Source organism: Tabrizicola sp. (assembly GCF_034366665.1).
In the GTDB taxonomy this organism is placed as follows: domain Bacteria; phylum Pseudomonadota; class Alphaproteobacteria; order Rhodobacterales; family Rhodobacteraceae; genus Tabrizicola.
The window spans coordinates 1-18,088 of sequence record NZ_JAXMMF010000138.1; the positions used below are offsets into that span (position 1 = coordinate 1).

An 18,088-nucleotide genomic window follows, 5' to 3' on the forward strand; every position below is an offset into this window, starting at 1 on the left:
TGAAGTTGTAGGGCGGGTAGGCGCCCTCGGTCCCCAGGCGCACGATGTCCTGGGCAGAAGCCGCGCCGGCGATGGTGGCCAGAGCGGTCGCGATCAGCAGTCTTTTCATCCTTGTGTCTCCCTTAACGTCGGATGGAGGAATGGTTCATTCGAACCAGCGTGCTTCCAGGCTTGCAAGCGTTCCGTCGCGACGCATCGCGTCGAGGGCGCCATTCAGCGTGTCCAGAAGGTCGGTGTTGCCCTTGCAGACGGCCATTGCCACGCCGTCATCGGGGATCATCTCGGAATAAAGGTAGTCGAGGCCCTGCGCCGCGACGAAGTCCTGGATGTCGGACCGCGTCTGAAACGGACCAAGAGCCAGATCGACCTGACCATCGGCAAGCGCCTTGAGCACCTGTGGTTCGGTCGGAAAGACGGTGTAGCGATAGCCCATCTGGCGCAGATGCGCCTCGTGCACGGTGCCCGACTGCACCCCCACCAGCGCGGCCGAGGGCGCAGGCGCGCCGGGTGGGCCGATGTACCATTCCTCGGGGTCGGTGCCGTGGTAGGACTGGGTGAAATCCACCAGCGCCCGGCGTTCTTCCGTCACCGCCATTCCGCCCAGCACCACGTCGAAACGCCCCGACATCACGCCCGGGATCAACTGGTCGAAATTCGCCAACTCCCAGTCGCAACGCAGTGCGGCGCGGGTGCAGATCTGGTCCATCAGGTCCCGCTCGTAACCGGTGATCGTGCCCGCGGCATCGACATAGGTGTATTCCGGAAAGGGCGCGTCCGTGCCGATGGTGATCGGCTCGGACGAGGCCAGGACCAGCCCGGTCACGGCCGCAGCAATCGCGCCGACGCAGGACATCAGGCTGCCGTCGCCGACAGGAACCCCCGCAGACGCTCGCTGCGGGGACTGCCGAACAGGCTTTCCGGTGGACCCTGTTCCTCGATCCTGCCCTTGTGCAGGAAGATCACGTGGTCCGAGGTGTCGGCCGCCAGCTTCATGTCATGCGTGACCAGAAGCATCGTGCGGCCTTCGTCGGCCAGCGCCTTGATGACGCGGACAACCTCCTGCTCCAGCTCGGGGTCCAGCGCACTGGTGGGTTCATCGAACAGAAGCGCCCGGGGTTCCATGCACAGCGCCCGCGCGATGGCGGCACGCTGCTGCTGGCCGCCCGAAAGCTGCGCGGGCCAGGCGTCGCACTTTTCGACGATGCCCACCTTGGCAAGGTAGTGGCGGGCCTTCTCCTCGACCTCCTTGGGGTCGCGCTTCAGCACCTGAACCGGGGCCTCCATCACGTTCTGCAGGATGGTCAGATGGGACCAGAGGTTGAACTGCTGGAACACCATCGACAGGTTCGTCCGGATGCGCGTCACCTGATCGCGGTCGGCGGGATGGCGGTTGTGCCCTTCGCCCTTCCAGCGTACGGCCTCACCCTCGAAGAGGATTTCGCCCTGCTGGCTTTCCTCCAGAAGGTTGCAGCAGCGCAGAAGCGTCGATTTCCCTGACCCGGAGGAGCCGATCAGCGACACCACATGCCCGCGCGGCGCGACCAGGTCGACGCCTTTCAGCACCTCAAGCGGACCATAGCTTTTGTGCAGGTCGCGAATGTCGATGACTGGGGTGTCGGTGGCTGGGTCGGGCATGGTGTTCCAAGTCTGGAAGCGGTTTGGGAGCCGAGTAGGACGCAGATTTTGCAGCAATGCAACGGCGATTTGGGCACTTGCGGCTTGCTGCGCTGGTGATTTGATCAGATCGGCGCGGCAATCTGCCCGGGTGACGGCGGATTGGGCACGGCGAGGTAATCCTTCGCCGCGATCCGCACCAGGCCCTTCAGGTGCAGGACCGCACGATCCGGTGCCGCCAGCGCCGCGATGGCCTCGCCGACCGCATCGAAGACCGGACCGGGGTCGCGGCCGGTGGCCGTGATGAAGGGCAGTCCAGGGGTAGGGTCGGTCACGCCGATGACGCGCAGACCAGCCGCAAGACCACCGTCCTGCATCAGGGCATATGTCACCGCGTCCAGTGCTGCGATGTCGGCCTGACCCTCGACCACGGCCAATGCCGACAGACGATGCCCGCCGGTCTGCAGTGTCGGTGCCAACCGGATGCCCAGCTTTGCCGCGTGGACCTGAGGCGCGGCCCACCCGGATTGCGACAAGGGTTCGTTGTAGGCGAACCGCGCGCCGTCAAAGTCGGCCAGGCTTTCGCGCGGATCATCGGCGCGGGCGACGAAGACCGACCGGTAGTGCCCCTGCGCGCAACCTTCGACGCCGTAATCCGGGGTGCCGACATAGGTCACCTTGCCGTGCAGCCGCGCCCGGAACGGATAGCCGCAGGTCTGCGACAGGATCAGGTCCGGCGACTGCCAGGCGTCCCAATAGGCCTCTTCGCCCCGCGTCAAAGCGTCGGGAGCATCGATCCCGCGCCCGCGCAAGCCCGTCCGTATCAGTGCCCAAAGCCGGTCATTCGCGGCCTGGGCGGCCCCGAAATCATACATCCCAAGGCTTGCGATCATTCCAGTTCGGCTTTCTGCCGTGCCAGCGCCGATTCCACATCCGTCAGCCCCAGCAGGTTCGCCACCAGCCGCATCAGCCGGTCCTCATGCGCCTCGCGCAGGCCATCGGCCAGGGCGACCGACCAAAGGGCGGTCATCAGCTCGGCCCGGTCCTCCAGCGGAACCGCGTCCTTCAGCGCGCGGGTGAACCGAACGGTGTCCGGCGCTTCGCCCTCCACCGCCTCGGCCTCGGTCCGCAGCTTGGCCGTGGCAAAGGGGTCCAACCCATAGCGGCGCGACAGCACGCGGTCGATCCGCTCGACCTCCTCGACGGCGTAAAGCCCATCGGTGCGGGCAATGCGCACCAGAAGCGTCGCCAGCGCCAGCTGAGCGTCGGGTTCGGGCAGGCGGGCGGGTTCGGGGGCCAGAAGACGGCGGAGAAGATCGATCATGGGCAGAACCTAGGGCTTCGGGGCGGCCTTGGAAAGCCGTGTGAAGCGGGATGTGAGCGCCTTCACCTCTTCGTCCAGACCGTAGGGCGGGTTCACGATGAAAAGACCCGACCCCTCCATCCGGTGCCCGTCGCGTGCCGGGGGGAAACGGACCTCGTGGCGGAGGCCGTCCGGGAAGGCCGTCTCCAATGCGCGCAGCATGGGGATATGCGCAGCGCCTTTCAGGATAGGATACCACAGGATCAGGATGCCCACATTCCACTTGCGGTGGATGTTGGCCATGTGGCGCGGGATCGCCTCGTAGTCCGCCTTCACCTCGTACGAGGGGTCGATCAGCATCACCCCGCGCCGAGGCGTGGGGGGCGTCAGTGCCAGCGCCAGTTCGAACCCGTCCTGCTGGTAGACGTGAGCGCCCCAGTCCTTCGCCTCGGCCTTCAGGTGGGCGACTTCCTGCGGGTGCAGCTCGGCCAGGTGCAAGCTGTCGGTCTCGCGCAGCCCCAGTGCCGCGATCAGGGGAGAGCCCGGATAGGCCATCGGACCATAGGCGGCCCGCGCTTCCTCCAGCCGTTGCCGGTAGGGGTGGTTGGGCGAAAAAAGCGCCTCGGCAAGCGCGATGCCCGCCGCGGCCTCGCCGGTCTTCACTGCCTGATCCGCCCCCAGATCATAGACCCCGCGCCCGGCGTGCGTCTCGATATAGGTCAGCGGCTTGTCCTTGCGGGTCAGGTAATCCAGCACCCAGGCCAGCACGGCGTGCTTTTGCACGTCGGCCAGGTTCCCGGCATGATAGAGGTGTTGGTAGGACAGCATAACCCTGCCTACCCGCCCCAAAGGCCCGCTGCAACCGGGTTGAACCCGCCGCGTTGTAGGCGTAGCACCGGTAAAAACCGATTGGGACAGTCATGGAAATCTTCACCTACGAGGGCATGATCGCCCTCATGCAGGTCATCGGCATCGACCTGGTCCTGGCGGGCGACAATGCCATCGTGATCGGCCTTGCCGCCGCGGGCCTGCCGAAAGACCAGCGGGCAAAGGCGATTCTGGTCGGCATCGCGGCCGCCACTGTCATGCGGATCGGCTTTGCTCTGGTCACCACCCAACTTCTGGAAATCGTCGGGCTGCTTCTGGCCGGTGGCATCCTTCTTCTGTGGGTCTGCTGGAAGATGTGGCAGGAGCTGCGCGCAGGGGCGCACCAGCACGACATCGAGGCTGTCGAGGCCCTGGCAAACGCCGACATCGACAAGGACGGAGCCATCGCGGACGACGCGCCGAGGAAGACCTTCGCCCAGGCCGCCACGCAGATCGTGGTGGCGGACGTGTCGATGAGCCTTGACAACGTGCTGGCGGTGGCCGGGGCGGCGAAGGACCACCCGACCGTGCTGATCATCGGGTTGATCCTGTCGATCGCGATGATGGGCCTTGCCGCAAGCTTCATCGCGAACCTGCTGAACAAGTACCGCTGGATCGCCTATATCGGCCTGCTGATCATCCTCTACGTCGCGCTGAAGATGATGTGGGAAGGCTGGCATGAGGTGGAGCCGGTCCTCATGGGCGCGCTGGGCTGACCACGCTGGTCGGCGTTGTCGTGCCGTTAGAAAAGATCAACAGCTTGGCTGTGGGCTTTTGCAGGGTGTTTAATGGGGGCAAAGGCAGTAAATGCCTTAGCAAATTGCATACTGCGGGAGTGTCCACCTCGAAGCAGACGGTCGCACGAGGGCCTTCACCTTTGGCTATCGCCCTGAGGCATCATCGTAACTTCACCTCGATCAATTGCGGCGACAAGACCGGCGAGTGTGCGCAAAACTCGGTCGGCATCGTGCAAAATTTCAAGCGCAGATTTCCGATCCAGTTCAGTTTCATCCTGATGAAACTCAGTTCCAACAGAGGACTTCACTTTGTGAGTATATATGACTCTCAGTTTCCCGGGAGATTTCGATGTGTAGAAAGCTCCATGTACTGCAATGTGTCTGTTACGAGAATATTCCTTGATCCAGTCAACAAAGTCAAAGAATTGACTGGGAAGAGGCTCTGGCAACCGACCCGCACTTTTTCGGAGAACGGGTAGCAGGTCTGAAATCGTCATCTTCCGGAGCGCGCTAAATCTCTTCCTCCAGGCCTGTGAATCTGGCCGGACTCCTTCAACGGCGCAGATAAAATCACAGGCCGTCGTTTCGATATGCGCGCACGTCTGAAGATAAGCGCCGAGATCAAACAGAAACTGATCTGGAAGAACCTCGGATACCAGCGGCTTCCAAGTGTTTTCCAAATTGTTTTCCAATGTTACCTCAGATTAACTATTTTACACCAACCGGCTCACCTCAACCGCCGCCCGCACGAAATCCGCGAACAGCGGGTGCGGCGCGAAGGGTTTCGACTTCAATTCCGGGTGGAACTGGACGCCGATGAACCAGGGGTGGTCCTTGACCTCGACGATTTCGGGCAGCTTGCCGTCGGGCGACATGCCCGAGAAGATCAGGCCGCACTTTTCCAGTTGGTCGCGGTACTGGATGTCAACCTCATAGCGGTGGCGGTGGCGTTCCTCGATCACGGTGGTCCCGTAGATGCGGGCCACGGCGGAGCCTTCCTTGAGGTTCGCCGTATAGGCCCCAAGGCGCATGGTGCCGCCCTTGGCGTCGGTCGCCTTGCGGGTCACGGTGTGGTTGCCCTGGACCCATTCTTTCAGGTGGTAGACGACGGGGGTGAAGCGTTTGGCGCCGGCTTCGTGGTCGAACTCCTCGGACCCGGCATCCTTCAGTCCCACCAGGTTGCGGCTGGCCTCGATCACGGCCATCTGCATGCCCAGGCAGATGCCAAGGTAGGGGATCTTCTTTTCGCGCGCGAAGGTGGCGGCGCGGATCTTGCCTTCGGTGCCACGTTCGCCAAAGCCGCCGGGAACGAGGATGGCGTGGAAATTCTGCAGGTAAGGCGCGGGGTCTTCACGTTCGAAAATCTCGGCGTCGATCCATTCGGCGCGGACTTTCGTCCGGTTCGCCATGCCGCCGTGGGTCAGCGCCTCGGCGATGGATTTGTAGGCGTCTTCCAGCTGGGTGTACTTGCCGACGATGGCGACGCGGACTTCGCCTTCGGGGTGGGTCATGCGGTCCATGACGTCCTCCCAACGGGCGAGGTTGGGTTTCGGGGCGGGCGTGATGCCGAAGGCGTCAAGGACTGCCTGGTCCAACCCTGCGTGGTGGTAGGCGAGCGGGGCCTGGTAGATCGTCTTCAGGTCATAGGCCGGGATCACGTGCTCTTTGCGGACGTTGCAGAAAAGGGCGATCTTTTCCCGCTCACGGTCGGGGATCGGGTGTTCTGACCGGCAGACAAGGACGTCGGGGGCAAGGCCGATGGACTGGAGTTCCTTGACGCTGTGTTGGGTGGGTTTGGTTTTCAGTTCGCCCGAGGCCGCGAGGTAGGGCAAGAGCGTCAAATGCATCAGGATCGACTGGCCGCGCGGGCGTTCGTGGATGAACTGGCGGATCGCTTCGAAGAACGGCAGGCCTTCGATGTCGCCGACGGTGCCGCCGATCTCGCACAGCATGAAGTCAACCTCACCGTCGCCGATCCGAAGGAAGTCCTTGATTTCGTTGGTGACGTGGGGGATGACCTGGATGGTCTTGCCGAGGTAGTCGCCACGGCGTTCCTTCTCCAGCACGTTGGAATAGATGCGGCCTGACGAGATGCTGTCGGTCGTACGGGCATGGACGCCGGTGAAGCGTTCGTAATGGCCAAGGTCAAGGTCGGTCTCGGCCCCGTCGTCGGTGACGAAGACTTCACCGTGTTCGAAGGGCGACATCGTGCCGGGGTCGACGTTGAGGTAGGGGTCCAGCTTGCGCAGGCGGACTGTGTAGCCGCGGGCCTGCAGAAGCGCGCCCAATGCAGCGGAGGCAAGGCCCTTGCCGAGGGAGGACACGACGCCGCCGGTGATGAAGATGTAACGCGCCAAGGCGGACTCCCGTGATTTAGACGGCGATTCGGGTAGGGTGGAATCGCGGCACCACGGGAGTCGAGGTATAGCGACTCCCGCAAGGGTTAGCAACGCCCGGTCCGCTAGATCATGCGGGCGTTGCCTGGGATCGGGGCAATCTGTTGTAGATCAGGGGGTGGTGGCCGGCGCCGGCTCATCCGCGCGGGGCGGAGTGACGGGGGCGTCGGACGCAGTGCCGGGCAGGGTCAGGTCAGTGCCGGCAAGACCGCCGCCGGTGGCCGGAAGGTCGGCAGCCGGGGCCTCGGTCGTGGTGTCGGTGGCGGCGCTGTCCACGACAGAGCCACCTTCGCCGCCGCGGGTCGCAAGGATGGTCAGCGTGATGGACGTGATGATGAAGCAGACCGCAAACAGCCAGGTCAGTTTCGTCATCGCCGTGGCCGCGCCACGGGCCGACATGGTCCCGCCACCACCGCCGCCAATGCCGAGCCCACCGCCTTCGGAGCGCTGCAGAAGCACCACGCCGATCAGGAGGAGCGCGAGGATCAGGTGGATGGTGAGGATGACGTTTTCCATTGGGCTTCCCGAACGCTGACGCGCCTATCTAGGCGGAAGGGGGGCGGGGCGCAAGGGTCTCGTCCGGTGGCGGGGGCGGTGCCTTGGGCAGGGATATGGGGGCAAAGAGGGACGCACGGTCAGCCTTCGTGGACGGCGGAGAGCTTGTTGCCGTCGGGGTCGCGGACATAGGCGGCGAAGAAGGCGGGGCCGTAGGGGCGCAGGCCTGGCGCGCCTTCATCCGTGCCGCCGTGGGCCAGGGCGGCGCTGTGGAAGTCGCGCACCGCCTGCTGGCTTGAGGCGACCAGCGCGGGCATCGAGCCGTTGCCGACCGTGGCGGCCTTGCCGTCGAAGGGCAGCGTGACCCAAAGCCTGGTGCGGTGGTCGGCGGGCAGGCCGTAGCCGACTTCGGTCGCCTCGGTCGCACGGCGGATCAGCCCCAGCGGCGCAAGAGCCGCGTCGTAGAAGCGGGCCGCGCGGGCAAGGTCGTTCGTGCCGAGGGTGAGATAGAGGAAGGTGTCAGCCATCGACCTCGTCCGTGGTCTGCTGGCCGGACAGGCGCTGGCGCAGGATCGACCAGGACATGCCGATGCCAAGGATCAGCGACAGGACCAGAAGCCCAAGCCAGATGTTCACCGCCGAGTTGTCGAGGCCAAGAAGCCCCCAGTCGGTCAGCACCCAGATGCCGGCGGCAAAGATGGCGGCAATGACGATCGAGCCGAGAATTCCGATCGAGCGCAGGGTGGCCACAAGGTAGATCATCGCGATGACGCCCAGGATCAGGCCAAGGAACACCACCAGCGGTGTCTGCTGCCCCCAGGCCTCGCGCGCCCAGGAGACATAGTTCCAGGACGTCGGGTTGAAGATCGCGGCCAGAAGCAGAAAGGCGCCAAGCCAGCGCAGAAGGATGCCCATGATGCCGTTCCCTGTAAGGTCCCTGCGCCAAGGGGTGACAAATGCAGGGCCTGTTGTCCAGCCCGTCAAGGGCTGTGGCCGCGCCCGCTATCCGACGCTTGGCCCTGGGTCGGGCGCGGCGCACGGTCCTCAACACCGCACGTCTTGTCCGCAAAAGCCTGGATGGCAGCTAAATGGCGAGATTCCGGCCAGCCGGTTGGACAGCTTTCCCGGCGATCTGTCGACCTTTCATGTCGCGGTATTGCCGCCCACTGGTGCCGCCGGGCCTGCTGCCTTCGACACACCGGACTGAAACCCTGCCTTGCACCGCCATCCCGGTCATTGAATTTGCCGGTTTCCACCGCTGATGGGCGCCGCTATACCCCGCGTGGTTTGACACGTGACTCGGGGGAATGAATGGCCAACGTCGTCGTGGTGGGTGCCCAGTGGGGCGATGAAGGCAAGGGCAAGCTGGTCGACTGGCTGTCCGAGCGCGCCGACGTGATCGCGCGGTTCCAGGGCGGGCACAACGCCGGGCATACCTTGGTCATCGGGAACACGGTCTACAAGCTGTCGCTCTTGCCCTCTGGCATCGTGCGGGGCGGCAAGCTGTCGGTCATCGGCAACGGCGTGGTGGTTGATCCCTGGCATTTGGTGGCCGAGATCGAGAAGCTGCGCGGCCAGGGGGTGGCGATTTCTCCCGAAAACCTGATGCTGGCCGAGAACGCGAGCCTGATCCTGCCGATCCACGGCGAGCTGGACCGGGGCCGCGAGGCGCAGACCACGGTCGCCAAGATCGGCACCACGGGGCGCGGGATCGGGCCGGCCTATGAGGACAAGGTCGGTCGCCGGGCCATTCGCGTGGCGGACCTGTTCGACGAGGCGACGCTGGATACCCGGATCGGGCGTCTTCTGACCCACCACAACGCCCTGCGCGCGGGCCTTGGGCTGGAGCCGGTGGATGCCGCGGCGCTGAAGGCGTCGCTCTTGGAGATCGCGCCGAAGATCAGGCCCTATGCCGGTCCGGTCTGGAAGGTGCTGAACGAGGCGCGGCGTGCGGGGAAACGCATCCTGTTCGAGGGCGCGCAGGGGTCGCTTCTGGACATCGACTACGGGACCTATCCCTATGTGACCAGTTCCAACACCATCGCGGGACAGGCGGCGACGGGCACGGGGGTGGGGCCGACGGCCATCGACTTCGTGCTGGGGATCGTGAAGGCCTATACGACCCGCGTCGGCGAAGGGCCGTTCCCGGCGGAACTGTTCGACGCGGATGGCGAACGCCTGGGCGAGCGCGGGCATGAGTTCGGCACCGTGACGGGGCGCAAGCGGCGCTGCGGCTGGTTCGATGCGGTCTTGGTGCGGCAGACCTGTGCGACCTCTGGCGTGTCAGGGATCGCGCTGACCAAGCTGGATGTGCTGGACGGGTTCAAGACGCTGAAGATCTGTGTGGCCTACGAACTGGACGGCAAGCGGATGGACTACCTGCCCATCGCGGCGGACGAACAGGCGCGCTGCACGCCGATCTATGAAGTGCTGGAAGGCTGGTCCGAGACCACCGCCGGTGCGCGCAGCTGGGCGGAACTTCCGGGGGCCGCGATCAAGTACGTGCGGCGGATCGAGGAGTTGATCCAGTGCCCGGTCGCACTACTGTCCACCTCTCCCGAACGGGACGACACGATCCTGGTCACCGATCCCTTCGCGGACTGACGGCAAGGCTCATCGTGTCGCTTCGCTCGCTCTTCGCTGGGCAGGCGAGGAGCGACCGAAGGAAGCGAGGAGCGGTGCGGGGAGAGACGAGATGGCGCTAAGCTACAAGGCCCGCAGGCGCTGGGCGCTGGTGATCCTGCTGATCGGGTTGCCGCTTTACGTCGTGGCGGCGGTGAATGTCATCGACCTGTTCGAGCGGCCCTCGGTTCTGGTGGAACTGACGGTCTATGTCCTTTTGGGCTTTCTCTGGGCTTTGCCGTTCCGGTTCGTCTTCCGCGGCATCGGTCAGGCGGACCCGGATGAGGAAAAGCCAGATTAGCAAAAACGGACGGGCCGGGCCCATCCGTCTGACGCTGCTGAAAGGGCGTCACGAAACGCTCAGGACAGGCGGCGGGCCTCGGCCAGGTAGGGCGAGGTTTCGGCCAGGCTGTAGTGGCCGCGCGTCACCTTCTCGATCCGGCCGGTGCGCAGAAGCGTGCCGAAGCTGCGCAACCCGTCCTCGCGGCTGACCGGCTTGCCACCCGCGCTGGCCATCATCCGGCGCATCAGCTGCGGCCGGGTGAACTGGCTGCGGTTCTCGACGCAGGTGGCATAGGCGGCGGCGGCTTCCAGCATCTCGGCCATCGAGCGCGCGCCCACCATCTCGGCAAAGGAAGCAAGGCCCGCTTCGTTGATTTCCTTGGCGTCCTCGGCCAGATCCTCATCCTCTTCGGTCTCGGCGGCGGTGCCGTAGGACGGTTTTTCCAGGACAAGGTTGCGGGCGGGAAGACCAGAGCTGGCAACAGCCGCCCCCGCACCGATTGCGCCCGACAGGCGTCCGGTGCGCAAGGCAACCATCGGCTGGCCGTCCGAGGGGCCAATCCCCGGGGCACTGGGTGCCGACGGCGGGGCGGCGGCCGGAGCAGGCGCCGGCATGGCGGCAGGTCCGACCCGGTCGATGCGTTGTTCCGAGACCAGGACCAGCGGCGGCGGGCTGATCATGCCGGGACGGATCGTTCCGGGGCGCGGCTCGGTGGCCGGGCGGATCGACACCGACTTGCGGCGGGTGGGCTTCACCTCCGCTTCGGGCTGCGGCTCGGGCGCAGGCGTGGGCTGGATCGCCTCGGCCAGGTCGTCACGATAGGGGTCGAGGTTGGCGTCGGCCTTCGGTGCCTCGTAGTCGATGTCGGCACGGTCGGCCTCGGTCGCGACGACGGCGGCCTTCAGGCGCGACAGCGCATCGTGACGGCGGCGATTTTCGACGTCGGCCATGACCTCGTCGGCCTGCTGCATCAGGCGCGCGACTTCGCTGGCCTCTTCGGTCTGGTCAAGAACCCGGGTGGCGCTGGCATCACGGACATCCTGGCTGGGATGGATGCGCACGACGCGGGAGTTGACCCGGCGCGTGCGGGCACCGGACTTGCCGGGCTGGTCATCAGACGCTTCCGGTGCGGGCGCAAAGGCGACGTCGCCGGCAAGGTCTTCGGGAAGGGCGTCCGCCGCAGCATCCAGAGTGAGGGTTTCGGGGGTGACGGCTTCCGGGAGCGGGTCCTGCAGGGCGGCGTCAGCCATGTCCAGCGCGGCGGGCTGATCTTCCGGCAAGGTTTCGTCCAGGGCTTCGGCCAGACTGACCTCGTCAAAGACGGTGCCGTCAAGCTGGGCCAGCAAGGCGACATCTTCGCTGGTGAAGTCGGTTTCGACCGCATGGTCCGAAAACTCTGCCAACGCAGCGTCGTCCAGGTCGTCCGCCAGCGACAGCGCGTCGGCTTCGACGGCAAGTTCGGCGGCAGGTTCGGCGGCAGGTTCGGCGGCGACCAGGTCTTCTTCCAGCTCGACCGGAAGCGGGGCATCGTCTGCCAGCACATCATCGTCTGCTGCAAAGGCCGTCGTCGGTTCGGCGTCGGCGTCAACAAAGCGCGCCTCTTCGGCGAAGGCTTCGTCTTCAGCCGTCTCGGCGCCGAGGGCGTCGCTGGTCCGGAGATCGGTCTCATCAGCCGCGAAGACGACAGCCTCTTCCGCCGCTTCCGTGGGCACCGGCTCGGATGAAATCAGCGCACCGAGGCGCGCAGCAACGTCGCCTGCGTCAGTCTGGCTGTTTTCGGCAAAGGCCACGTCGGCCGCGTCATCCTGGACAGGAGGTGCGACGGGGGCCGAGATTTCGGGATCGGCGCGGAACGGCGCTTCGGCCAGTGGGACCGAAGGGTTCACGGCGCGGCGGATGCGGGCCAGCTTGGCGGCGACGCCGTCCGGAATCACGTCGGTCAGCGACGGCTCGGGCGCTTCAGCCTGCTGCGGCTCGGGCTCGACCAGGGGGGCGGCACGGCGCAGGACCGGGTTGATCTGGATGCGCGGGGCCGGACCTTCTTCAGCGGTCTTGAGGCGGGCGGCATCGTCCAGCTTGCTGGCGGCAAGGCGCGACACCTCACGTTCTGCCAGGCGGTGCAGCATGGCGGCATCCGGTGGCGGCGGTTCGGCCCCGAAGTGGCGATCCTGCGCGGCAAGGTCGCGGAAGTATTCGGCAATCGCCTTCATCGTGTCGAAAGGATTGTCGAACCCCTCCAGCGTGCAGCTGAAGGTCCCGTATGAAACGGTCAGGATCTTGCTTTCACTGGTCATCGCTGGACAGCCTTTCGCCTTGCTCGCTACTACATACTACCTTCAGACGGTCCTAATGCATGGACAGACGGGGGTAATTTGATGGATTGATTGTGGCCGGCCCTCGGAAATCCTGCCTTAATTGGATACAGTCTTACATGAATTCGCCGATTGTCCAGTCAACCCACGGTGTAACACTGGCCGGTGGGGGTCCGTTTTCAGCGCGCGACCTGACGCTTGCACTGGCCCGCGCGCCCCTGGCGGTGGCGGCCGACAGCGGGGCGGACCGGTTGCTGCGGTTCGGCGTCGTGCCGCACGCGGTGATCGGGGACATGGATTCGATCTCGGCTGCGGCGCGGGCGAAAATTCCCGTTGAACGCCAGTATCTTGTGGCCGAGCAGGTGACAACCGACTTTGACAAGGCGCTGCGGTCGATCGACGCGCCGCTGATCCTGGCGCTGGGGTTTGCGGGGGCGCGACTGGACCACGGGCTGGCGGCGTTTTCCACGCTGATTGCGCGGTCGGACCGGCGCTGCATCCTGATCGGGCCGCAGGATGTGGCCTTCGCTGCCCCCAGCCGGCTGGAGGTCGCCGTCACGCCGGGAGAGGCTGTGTCATTGTTTCCGATGGCGCCGGTCACGGGGCGCAGCGCGGGGCTGGAGTGGCCGATCGAGGGAATCAGTTTCGCGCCCGACGGGATGATCGGCACCTCGAACCGGGCGATGGCGCGGCGGGTGGTGCTGGAGTTCGACCGGACCGGGATGCTGGTGATCCTGCCCCGCCGCAGGCTGGATGCCGCGATCAGAGCGCTTCGGGAAGCACCGTGACCGCGGTCTGACGCTTGGCGCGGGCGGCCAGACGCTCGCGGTGGATGATGTAGAGGCCGGACGAGACGATGACGGCGATCCCGGCCCAGGTCATGGCATTGGGGAAGTCGTCGAAGATCAGATAGCCCAGGATCACGGCGGTCACGATCTCGAAATAGTGGAGAGGGGCAAGGGTCGCCGAGGGGGCGAATTTCAGCGCGTAGGTCATGCACATGTGACTGACTGCGGCCCAGAAGCCGACCATGAAGAGCCACATCCAGTTCCAGCCCTGCGGCCAGATCGGGTCCAGAGAGGGGATGCCGGAGCCGTCGGCCAGCACCATCACCGGCAGGCAGAGGAGAAGGCCGGTCCATGAGGTGTGGAACTGCATGGTGACGGGGTGCATCCAGCTGGAGATCGACCGGGTGACCAGCATGTAAAGCGCGAAGAGGACGGCCGTCGCCAGGGGCCAGAGCGCGACCAGCCCGAAGGCGGCGAGCGAGGGCTGGATCACCAGAAGCGCGCCGCAGAAGCCGACGACACAGGCGGCGATGCGGCGGGGGCCGACCTGGTCGCCGAAGATCAGGCGACCGAGGAGGAGAAGGATGAACGGCTCGACGAAGACGATGGCGAGGGCATCGGCGATCGGCATGACCTGGATGCCCGAGACGAAGGCATAGGTGGACACAAGGAGGAGGGCGGCGCGCAGGGTGGTGTAGCCGAGCGCCTTGCGGTCCAGGCGGACGGAGAGGCGCATCAAAAGGACGACGGGCAGCATCAGCGCGGTCTGCACGACGAAGCGGGCGGTGGTGACCTGGCCCACCGGCACGCCGTTTTCGGCGGCAAGTTTGGCGCCGACGTCCAGCAAGGGCGCGATCACGCAGAAGGCGAGCATCAGGATGACGCCCTGGAGGGTGGTGTCGCGGGTCATGCGACAGGGCTAGCCTGTGGCGGGGGCGGGTGCCTGCCTGAAAGCGACATCGCCCGGGTCGGGGCGCTTTTCAGATAGAGCGCTGACGCGCAAGTCTTTTGTCTCGCCCTTTTGCGTGAAGGACGCAAAAGGGCTCGGGCGGCCTCCGGCGGGGATATTTGGTCCAATGTGAAAGGCGTGTCAGCAGTTGGGGACGTTGACGGCAAGGCCGCCGAGCGAGGTTTCCTTGTATTTCTCGTGCATGTCGCGCCCCGTTTGGCGCATCGTCTCGATGCAGACGTCGAGGGAGACGAGGTGCTGGCCGTCGCCGCGCAAGGAAAGGGAGGCGGCCGAGACCGCCTTTATGGCGCCAAGGCCGTTCCGTTCGATGCAGGGCACCTGGACCAGCCCCTTGACCGGGCTCTTGGTGAACAGGGCGCGGAAGGCGGCGTCGTCCAGCGCCAGCAGGTCGGCCAGGCGCGGGCTGTTGAAGGCGGGGCGGGGCGCCAGCCGGATTTCGCGGGCTTCCTGGGCGAACTTGTTCCACGGACAGACGGCCAGACAGTCGTCGCAGCCATAGATGCGCGAGCCGGTCAGGGTGCGGAACTCGACCGGCCAGGGATCGGCGAACTCGATGGTCAGGTAGGACAGGCAGCGCCGGGCGTCGAGCTGGAACGGGGCGGGGAAGGCCTTGGTCGGACAGGCGTCCAGACAGGCGGTGCAACGGCCGCAGTGTTCGGTCTCGGCCGCGTCCGGTTCGATCTCGGCGGCGGTCAGGATCGTGCCCAGGAACAGCCAGTTGCCGTGGGTGCGGCTGAGCAGATTGGTGTGTTTGCCCTGCCAGCCCAGTCCGGCGCGCTGGGCCAGGGGCTTTTCCATCAGGGGGGCGGTGTCGACGAAGACCTTGATGTCGGCGCCGTTGCGGGCCGCGATCTGGCCCGCCAGCTGTTTCAGCCGACCCTTGATAACCTCGTGATAGTCGTCGCCCCGCGCATAGACCGAGATATAGGCGGCGGAACGGTCGGCCAACTGGTCCAGCGGATTGTCGTCGGGGCCGTAGTTCATGCCCAGGACGATGGCGGTTTTCGCCTCGTCCCACATGGCGGTGGGGTGCTGGCGGCGGTCCAGCGTCGTTTCCATCCATTCCATGTCGCCGTGCCGGCCTTCGTCCACGAAATGACGCAGCCGCTCGCCCGCCGGCCAGGCGTCGGCCGCCGAGGCGAAGCGGCAGACATCGAAGCCGAGCTCGGCCGCGCGCTGGCGGATGAAGGTTTTCAGGCGATCGGACACGGGGCGGGGGATAGCATAGTTTTCTCCCTCCCCCGCAGGGGGAGGGAGAGTCGAGTCTATGCGGCCTCGCCGTCTAGCAACTCCAGAATCTGGCCCTGGATGTCCGTGGGCCACGGCGCGATCAGGGCGGCGAGCCGGTCGCGGTCGCCGGCGAACAGGGCGCGGCTGGCCTCTTCGAAATCGGGGGCGTCGCCGGCCATCTCGACCATGAACCCATAGGCGGCCTCGGTGCGGCGACGTCGCGCGTCGCCGTCCGCGCCGGTCTTGCGGGCCTGGTCCACCAGACGACGCAGGACGGCCGAGGCGCCGCCGGGCTGGGCCGCCAGCCAGTCCCAATGGCGAGGTAGAAGCGTGACTTCGCGTGCGGCGACGCCCAGGCGCGGACGGCCGCGCCTGGGAGCCGGAGCTGGTTCTGCCTCGCGGAGGTCCAGGTCGACCGGGCGGCCGGTCGCCAGATCGAACACGCGCAGCGCGGCTTGAGGCGAGGCCGCCAGGGCCTTGCGGAAAGCGGCCACGACAGCGGCGTCCGAGCCTCTGGCGATGCGGTTGGGGCCGTCGAACAGCACCAGATCGCGATCTTCGTCGCTCATGTATTTACCCGGATAAAATTAGCTGTCATGTTTATACCCGGATAAATAAGAGAGCGCCATGACCCAGACAAATCGCAAGAGCCTGATCGCCGCATACAAGGAGCGGCCCACCATCGCCGGGGTCTATGCCGTGATCTGCAGCGCGACGGGCCAGGTCTGGGTCGGCAAGAGCCGCCACATCGACACCGAACAGAACGGGCTGTGGTTCGCGCTGCGCCACGGCGGCAGCCCGTACCGGTCGCTTCAGGCGGCGTGGAAGGCGCACACGCCCGAGGATTTCCGCTTCGAGCAGCTGGATCGCTTGCCGGAGGATATCTCGGACCTTCGTCGCAAGGACGAACTGGTCAGCCGGGCGAAGCTGTGGATCGCGCGGTTGGGTGCGGAGGCGTTGTAAGGGCGGCGGTGCGCTTGTGCTCTGCCGGCCCCACCCGGTCGCTGCGCGACCGCCCTCCCCCGTGGGGGAGGGAGAGGCGGTGGTAGGCTTCAGAAATCCAGGTCCGCATACCAGGCTGAGGGCGGCACGCCGACGAACCTGTCCGCCAGCAGGGGGCGGAAGCAGGGACGGGATTTGAGTTTGGAGTACCAGGTCTTCAGCGACGGCCAGTTGGCCCACTGAATCTCGCCGAAATAGTCGAGCACCGACAGGTGTGCGGCGGCGATCAGGTCGGCCTGGCTGAGGCGGCGGCCGGCCAGCCAGTCGCGGGCGGCGACCAGGTCTTCCAGCATGGCGAGGTGGGATTTCAGGGCGTCGCGGCCGTGGCGCAGGGCGCGGGCCTCGGGCGGGCCCAGTTTGAGCAGGGGTTTCTCCATCCGCTCATGCAGCAGGACGGCGTCGACTTCATCGGTGAAGCGGCGCTCGAACCAGCCGGTCAGGCGGCGCGCCTCGGCCCGTTCGGCGGGGTCGGCGGACAGAAGCAGGGGGGCCTTCTGCTGATCCTCGATCCAGCCCAGGACGGCGGGCAGTTCGCACAGGGTCAGGGGGCGGCCGCGATCCGTGGTCTGGACGACAGGCGGCAGGCCCGAGGGGTTGAAATCGTTGACCGGACAGTCGTCCTCCCACGGTCGGACCGGGGTGTCGGTCCATTCGATACGCGCCTCGCCCAGAGCCAGGCGCGCGGCGCGCGAGGCGGGCTGGAAGGCGAAATGGAACAGGACGGTGGACTCGGACATCGCCGTTTGATGCGCCGACACCCGTTAATGTCCATTTACCGGATCGCGATCAGGACAGGATCAGGACCAGGGGCCTTTGGGCGGGGCGGTCGTGGGGGCGGCCGTGCGTGGTTCGGCGGCAGCTGTCGATACCGACGCGCCGGGAGCGGCATGCGGCGGCGTGTCGGCGGCGGGCGGGCAGACCCGGCCGCGCGGATCGGCGTGAAACAGGATGTCGGCGGCGGGAAAATGGCTGAGCACCCGGGTCTCGGCTTCCACCACGATGGCGTGGGCGGCGTCCAGCGTCAGGTCGGGGTCCAGATCGACGTGCATCTGAACCATCATCACCTGGCCCGCCATGCGGGTGCGCAACTGGTGGACGCCTGAGATGCGCGGGTCGGCGAGAACGGCGTGGATGACGGCGGCGCGGTCCGTCTCGGGCACGGCGCGGTCCAGCAGATGGTCGGCGGCGGCCTTCAGCATGCCGGTCGCCCCCCAGAACAGCCAGACGGCGACCACCAGGCCGGCGGCGGCGTCCAGGCCGGGCGCCCCCAGGAAGGCGCCCGAGATCACCCCGATCAGCACCACCAGATTGGCGGCCAGGTCGGCGGCGTAGTGGGCGCGATCACCGGCGACGGCCATGGAGCCGGTCTTCTTAAGGGCCCGGGTCTGCATCCAGACCAGCCAGGCGGTGATGGCGATGGAGACGATCACCACCCCGGTCGCCCAGCCGCCGGAGGTGACGGGGCGCGG

Annotated in this window: 21 protein-coding genes and 1 pseudogene; 5 read left to right on the plus strand and 17 right to left on the minus strand. The window is 66.1% G+C overall.

Features of this window, described 5'->3' with window-relative positions:
- The 6 genes and pseudogenes from U1E69_RS19705 to rlmJ all read right to left on the minus strand — a co-directional run.
- Nucleotides 1-109 (minus strand): annotated as a pseudogene (locus U1E69_RS19705) (amino acid ABC transporter); the annotation flags it as partial.
- A 36-nt stretch (nucleotides 110-145) separates the two neighbouring features.
- Nucleotides 146-853, minus strand: a complete 708-nt coding sequence (locus U1E69_RS19710) for a substrate-binding periplasmic protein (RefSeq protein WP_322246124.1) — start codon at nucleotides 851-853, stop codon at nucleotides 146-148.
- Entirely contained in the window at nucleotides 853-1,635 is a 783-nt protein-coding gene (locus tag U1E69_RS19715) for an amino acid ABC transporter ATP-binding protein (RefSeq protein WP_322246125.1), read from the minus strand. Before U1E69_RS19715 ends, U1E69_RS19710 begins: the two co-directional genes overlap by 1 nt.
- 104 nt (nucleotides 1,636-1,739) lie before the next feature.
- Nucleotides 1,740-2,507 carry a phosphate/phosphite/phosphonate ABC transporter substrate-binding protein gene (locus tag U1E69_RS19720; protein WP_322246126.1) on the minus strand — a complete coding sequence of 256 codons (768 nt, stop codon included), beginning with the start codon at nucleotides 2,505-2,507 and terminating at the stop codon, nucleotides 1,740-1,742.
- The gene (locus tag U1E69_RS19725) at nucleotides 2,504-2,938 is read right to left on the minus strand and encodes a TerB family tellurite resistance protein (RefSeq protein WP_322246127.1); all 435 of its coding nucleotides are present in this window, start codon (nucleotides 2,936-2,938) and stop codon (nucleotides 2,504-2,506) included. The genes U1E69_RS19720 and U1E69_RS19725 overlap by 4 nt, the downstream gene beginning before the upstream one ends.
- Nucleotides 2,939-2,947: 9 nt before the next feature.
- Nucleotides 2,948-3,745 carry a 23S rRNA (adenine(2030)-N(6))-methyltransferase RlmJ gene (rlmJ, locus tag U1E69_RS19730; RefSeq protein ID WP_322246128.1) on the minus strand — a complete coding sequence of 266 codons (798 nt, stop codon included), beginning with the start codon at nucleotides 3,743-3,745 and terminating at the stop codon, nucleotides 2,948-2,950.
- 92 nt (nucleotides 3,746-3,837) lie between these two features.
- Between rlmJ and U1E69_RS19735 the strand changes: the two genes are divergently transcribed.
- Complete coding sequence (locus U1E69_RS19735; RefSeq protein WP_322246129.1) at nucleotides 3,838-4,500, plus strand: TerC family protein; 663 nt, start codon at nucleotides 3,838-3,840, stop codon at nucleotides 4,498-4,500.
- 155 nt (nucleotides 4,501-4,655) lie between these two features.
- Here the strand turns inward: U1E69_RS19735 and U1E69_RS19740 are convergent, their stop codons facing one another.
- From U1E69_RS19740 to U1E69_RS19760, 5 genes are all read right to left on the minus strand, one after another.
- Nucleotides 4,656-5,213: a hypothetical protein gene (locus U1E69_RS19740; RefSeq protein ID WP_322246130.1), complete on the minus strand. Its 558-nt coding sequence runs from the start codon at nucleotides 5,211-5,213 to the stop codon at nucleotides 4,656-4,658.
- A gap of 21 nt (nucleotides 5,214-5,234) precedes the next feature.
- Nucleotides 5,235-6,878, minus strand: coding sequence for a CTP synthase (locus U1E69_RS19745; protein WP_322246131.1), 1,644 nt, complete (start codon nucleotides 6,876-6,878; stop codon nucleotides 5,235-5,237).
- Nucleotides 6,879-7,028: 150 nt separating this feature from the next.
- Entirely contained in the window at nucleotides 7,029-7,433 is a 405-nt protein-coding gene (secG, locus tag U1E69_RS19750; protein ID WP_322246132.1) for a preprotein translocase subunit SecG, read from the minus strand.
- Nucleotides 7,434-7,552: 119 nt separating this feature from the next.
- Nucleotides 7,553-7,939: a VOC family protein gene (locus tag U1E69_RS19755; protein WP_322246133.1), complete on the minus strand. Its 387-nt coding sequence runs from the start codon at nucleotides 7,937-7,939 to the stop codon at nucleotides 7,553-7,555.
- On the minus strand, nucleotides 7,932-8,327 hold the full coding sequence (locus tag U1E69_RS19760) for a DUF6524 family protein (RefSeq protein WP_322246134.1): 396 nt from the start codon (nucleotides 8,325-8,327) through the stop codon (nucleotides 7,932-7,934). Before U1E69_RS19760 ends, U1E69_RS19755 begins: the two co-directional genes overlap by 8 nt.
- Nucleotides 8,328-8,723: 396 nt before the next feature.
- Between U1E69_RS19760 and U1E69_RS19765 the strand changes: the two genes are divergently transcribed.
- Nucleotides 8,724-10,016, plus strand: coding sequence for an adenylosuccinate synthase (locus U1E69_RS19765; protein ID WP_322246135.1), 1,293 nt, complete (start codon nucleotides 8,724-8,726; stop codon nucleotides 10,014-10,016).
- A gap of 91 nt (nucleotides 10,017-10,107) precedes the next feature.
- Complete coding sequence (locus U1E69_RS19770; protein WP_322246136.1) at nucleotides 10,108-10,335, plus strand: DUF2842 domain-containing protein; 228 nt, start codon at nucleotides 10,108-10,110, stop codon at nucleotides 10,333-10,335.
- 59 nt (nucleotides 10,336-10,394) lie between these two features.
- Here the strand turns inward: U1E69_RS19770 and U1E69_RS19775 are convergent, their stop codons facing one another.
- A complete protein-coding gene (locus U1E69_RS19775; protein ID WP_322246137.1) occupies nucleotides 10,395-12,611 on the minus strand; it encodes a hypothetical protein in 2,217 nt (738 codons plus the stop codon).
- A 137-nt stretch (nucleotides 12,612-12,748) separates the two neighbouring features.
- On the opposite strand from U1E69_RS19775, the gene U1E69_RS19780 reads away from it, so the two are divergent.
- Nucleotides 12,749-13,417 (plus strand): thiamine diphosphokinase, encoded by a 669-nt coding sequence (locus U1E69_RS19780; protein ID WP_322246138.1) that lies wholly within the window; start codon nucleotides 12,749-12,751, stop codon nucleotides 13,415-13,417.
- On the opposite strand, the gene U1E69_RS19785 is transcribed toward U1E69_RS19780, so the two are convergent.
- The 3 genes from U1E69_RS19785 to U1E69_RS19795 form a co-directional block, all read right to left on the minus strand.
- Nucleotides 13,392-14,327, minus strand: a complete 936-nt coding sequence (locus U1E69_RS19785; protein ID WP_322246139.1) for a DMT family transporter — start codon at nucleotides 14,325-14,327, stop codon at nucleotides 13,392-13,394. The genes U1E69_RS19780 and U1E69_RS19785 overlap by 26 nt on opposite strands.
- Nucleotides 14,328-14,507: 180 nt before the next feature.
- The gene (gene queG, locus U1E69_RS19790) at nucleotides 14,508-15,596 is read right to left on the minus strand and encodes a tRNA epoxyqueuosine(34) reductase QueG (RefSeq protein WP_322246140.1); all 1,089 of its coding nucleotides are present in this window, start codon (nucleotides 15,594-15,596) and stop codon (nucleotides 14,508-14,510) included.
- A gap of 56 nt (nucleotides 15,597-15,652) precedes the next feature.
- Nucleotides 15,653-16,186 carry a DUF2239 family protein gene (locus U1E69_RS19795; RefSeq protein WP_008260572.1) on the minus strand — a complete coding sequence of 178 codons (534 nt, stop codon included), beginning with the start codon at nucleotides 16,184-16,186 and terminating at the stop codon, nucleotides 15,653-15,655.
- A gap of 58 nt (nucleotides 16,187-16,244) precedes the next feature.
- Here U1E69_RS19795 and U1E69_RS19800 point away from each other — a divergent pair, with 58 nt between their 5' ends.
- Nucleotides 16,245-16,580 carry a GIY-YIG nuclease family protein gene (locus U1E69_RS19800; RefSeq protein ID WP_008260920.1) on the plus strand — a complete coding sequence of 112 codons (336 nt, stop codon included), beginning with the start codon at nucleotides 16,245-16,247 and terminating at the stop codon, nucleotides 16,578-16,580.
- 89 nt (nucleotides 16,581-16,669) lie between these two features.
- On the opposite strand, the gene U1E69_RS19805 is transcribed toward U1E69_RS19800, so the two are convergent.
- Nucleotides 16,670-17,356, minus strand: a complete 687-nt coding sequence (locus tag U1E69_RS19805) for a glutathione S-transferase family protein (protein ID WP_008263197.1) — start codon at nucleotides 17,354-17,356, stop codon at nucleotides 16,670-16,672.
- A 60-nt stretch (nucleotides 17,357-17,416) separates the two neighbouring features.
- A partial coding sequence (locus U1E69_RS19810) for a cation diffusion facilitator family transporter (protein ID WP_322246141.1) occupies nucleotides 17,417-18,088 on the minus strand: 672 nt, incomplete at its 5' end.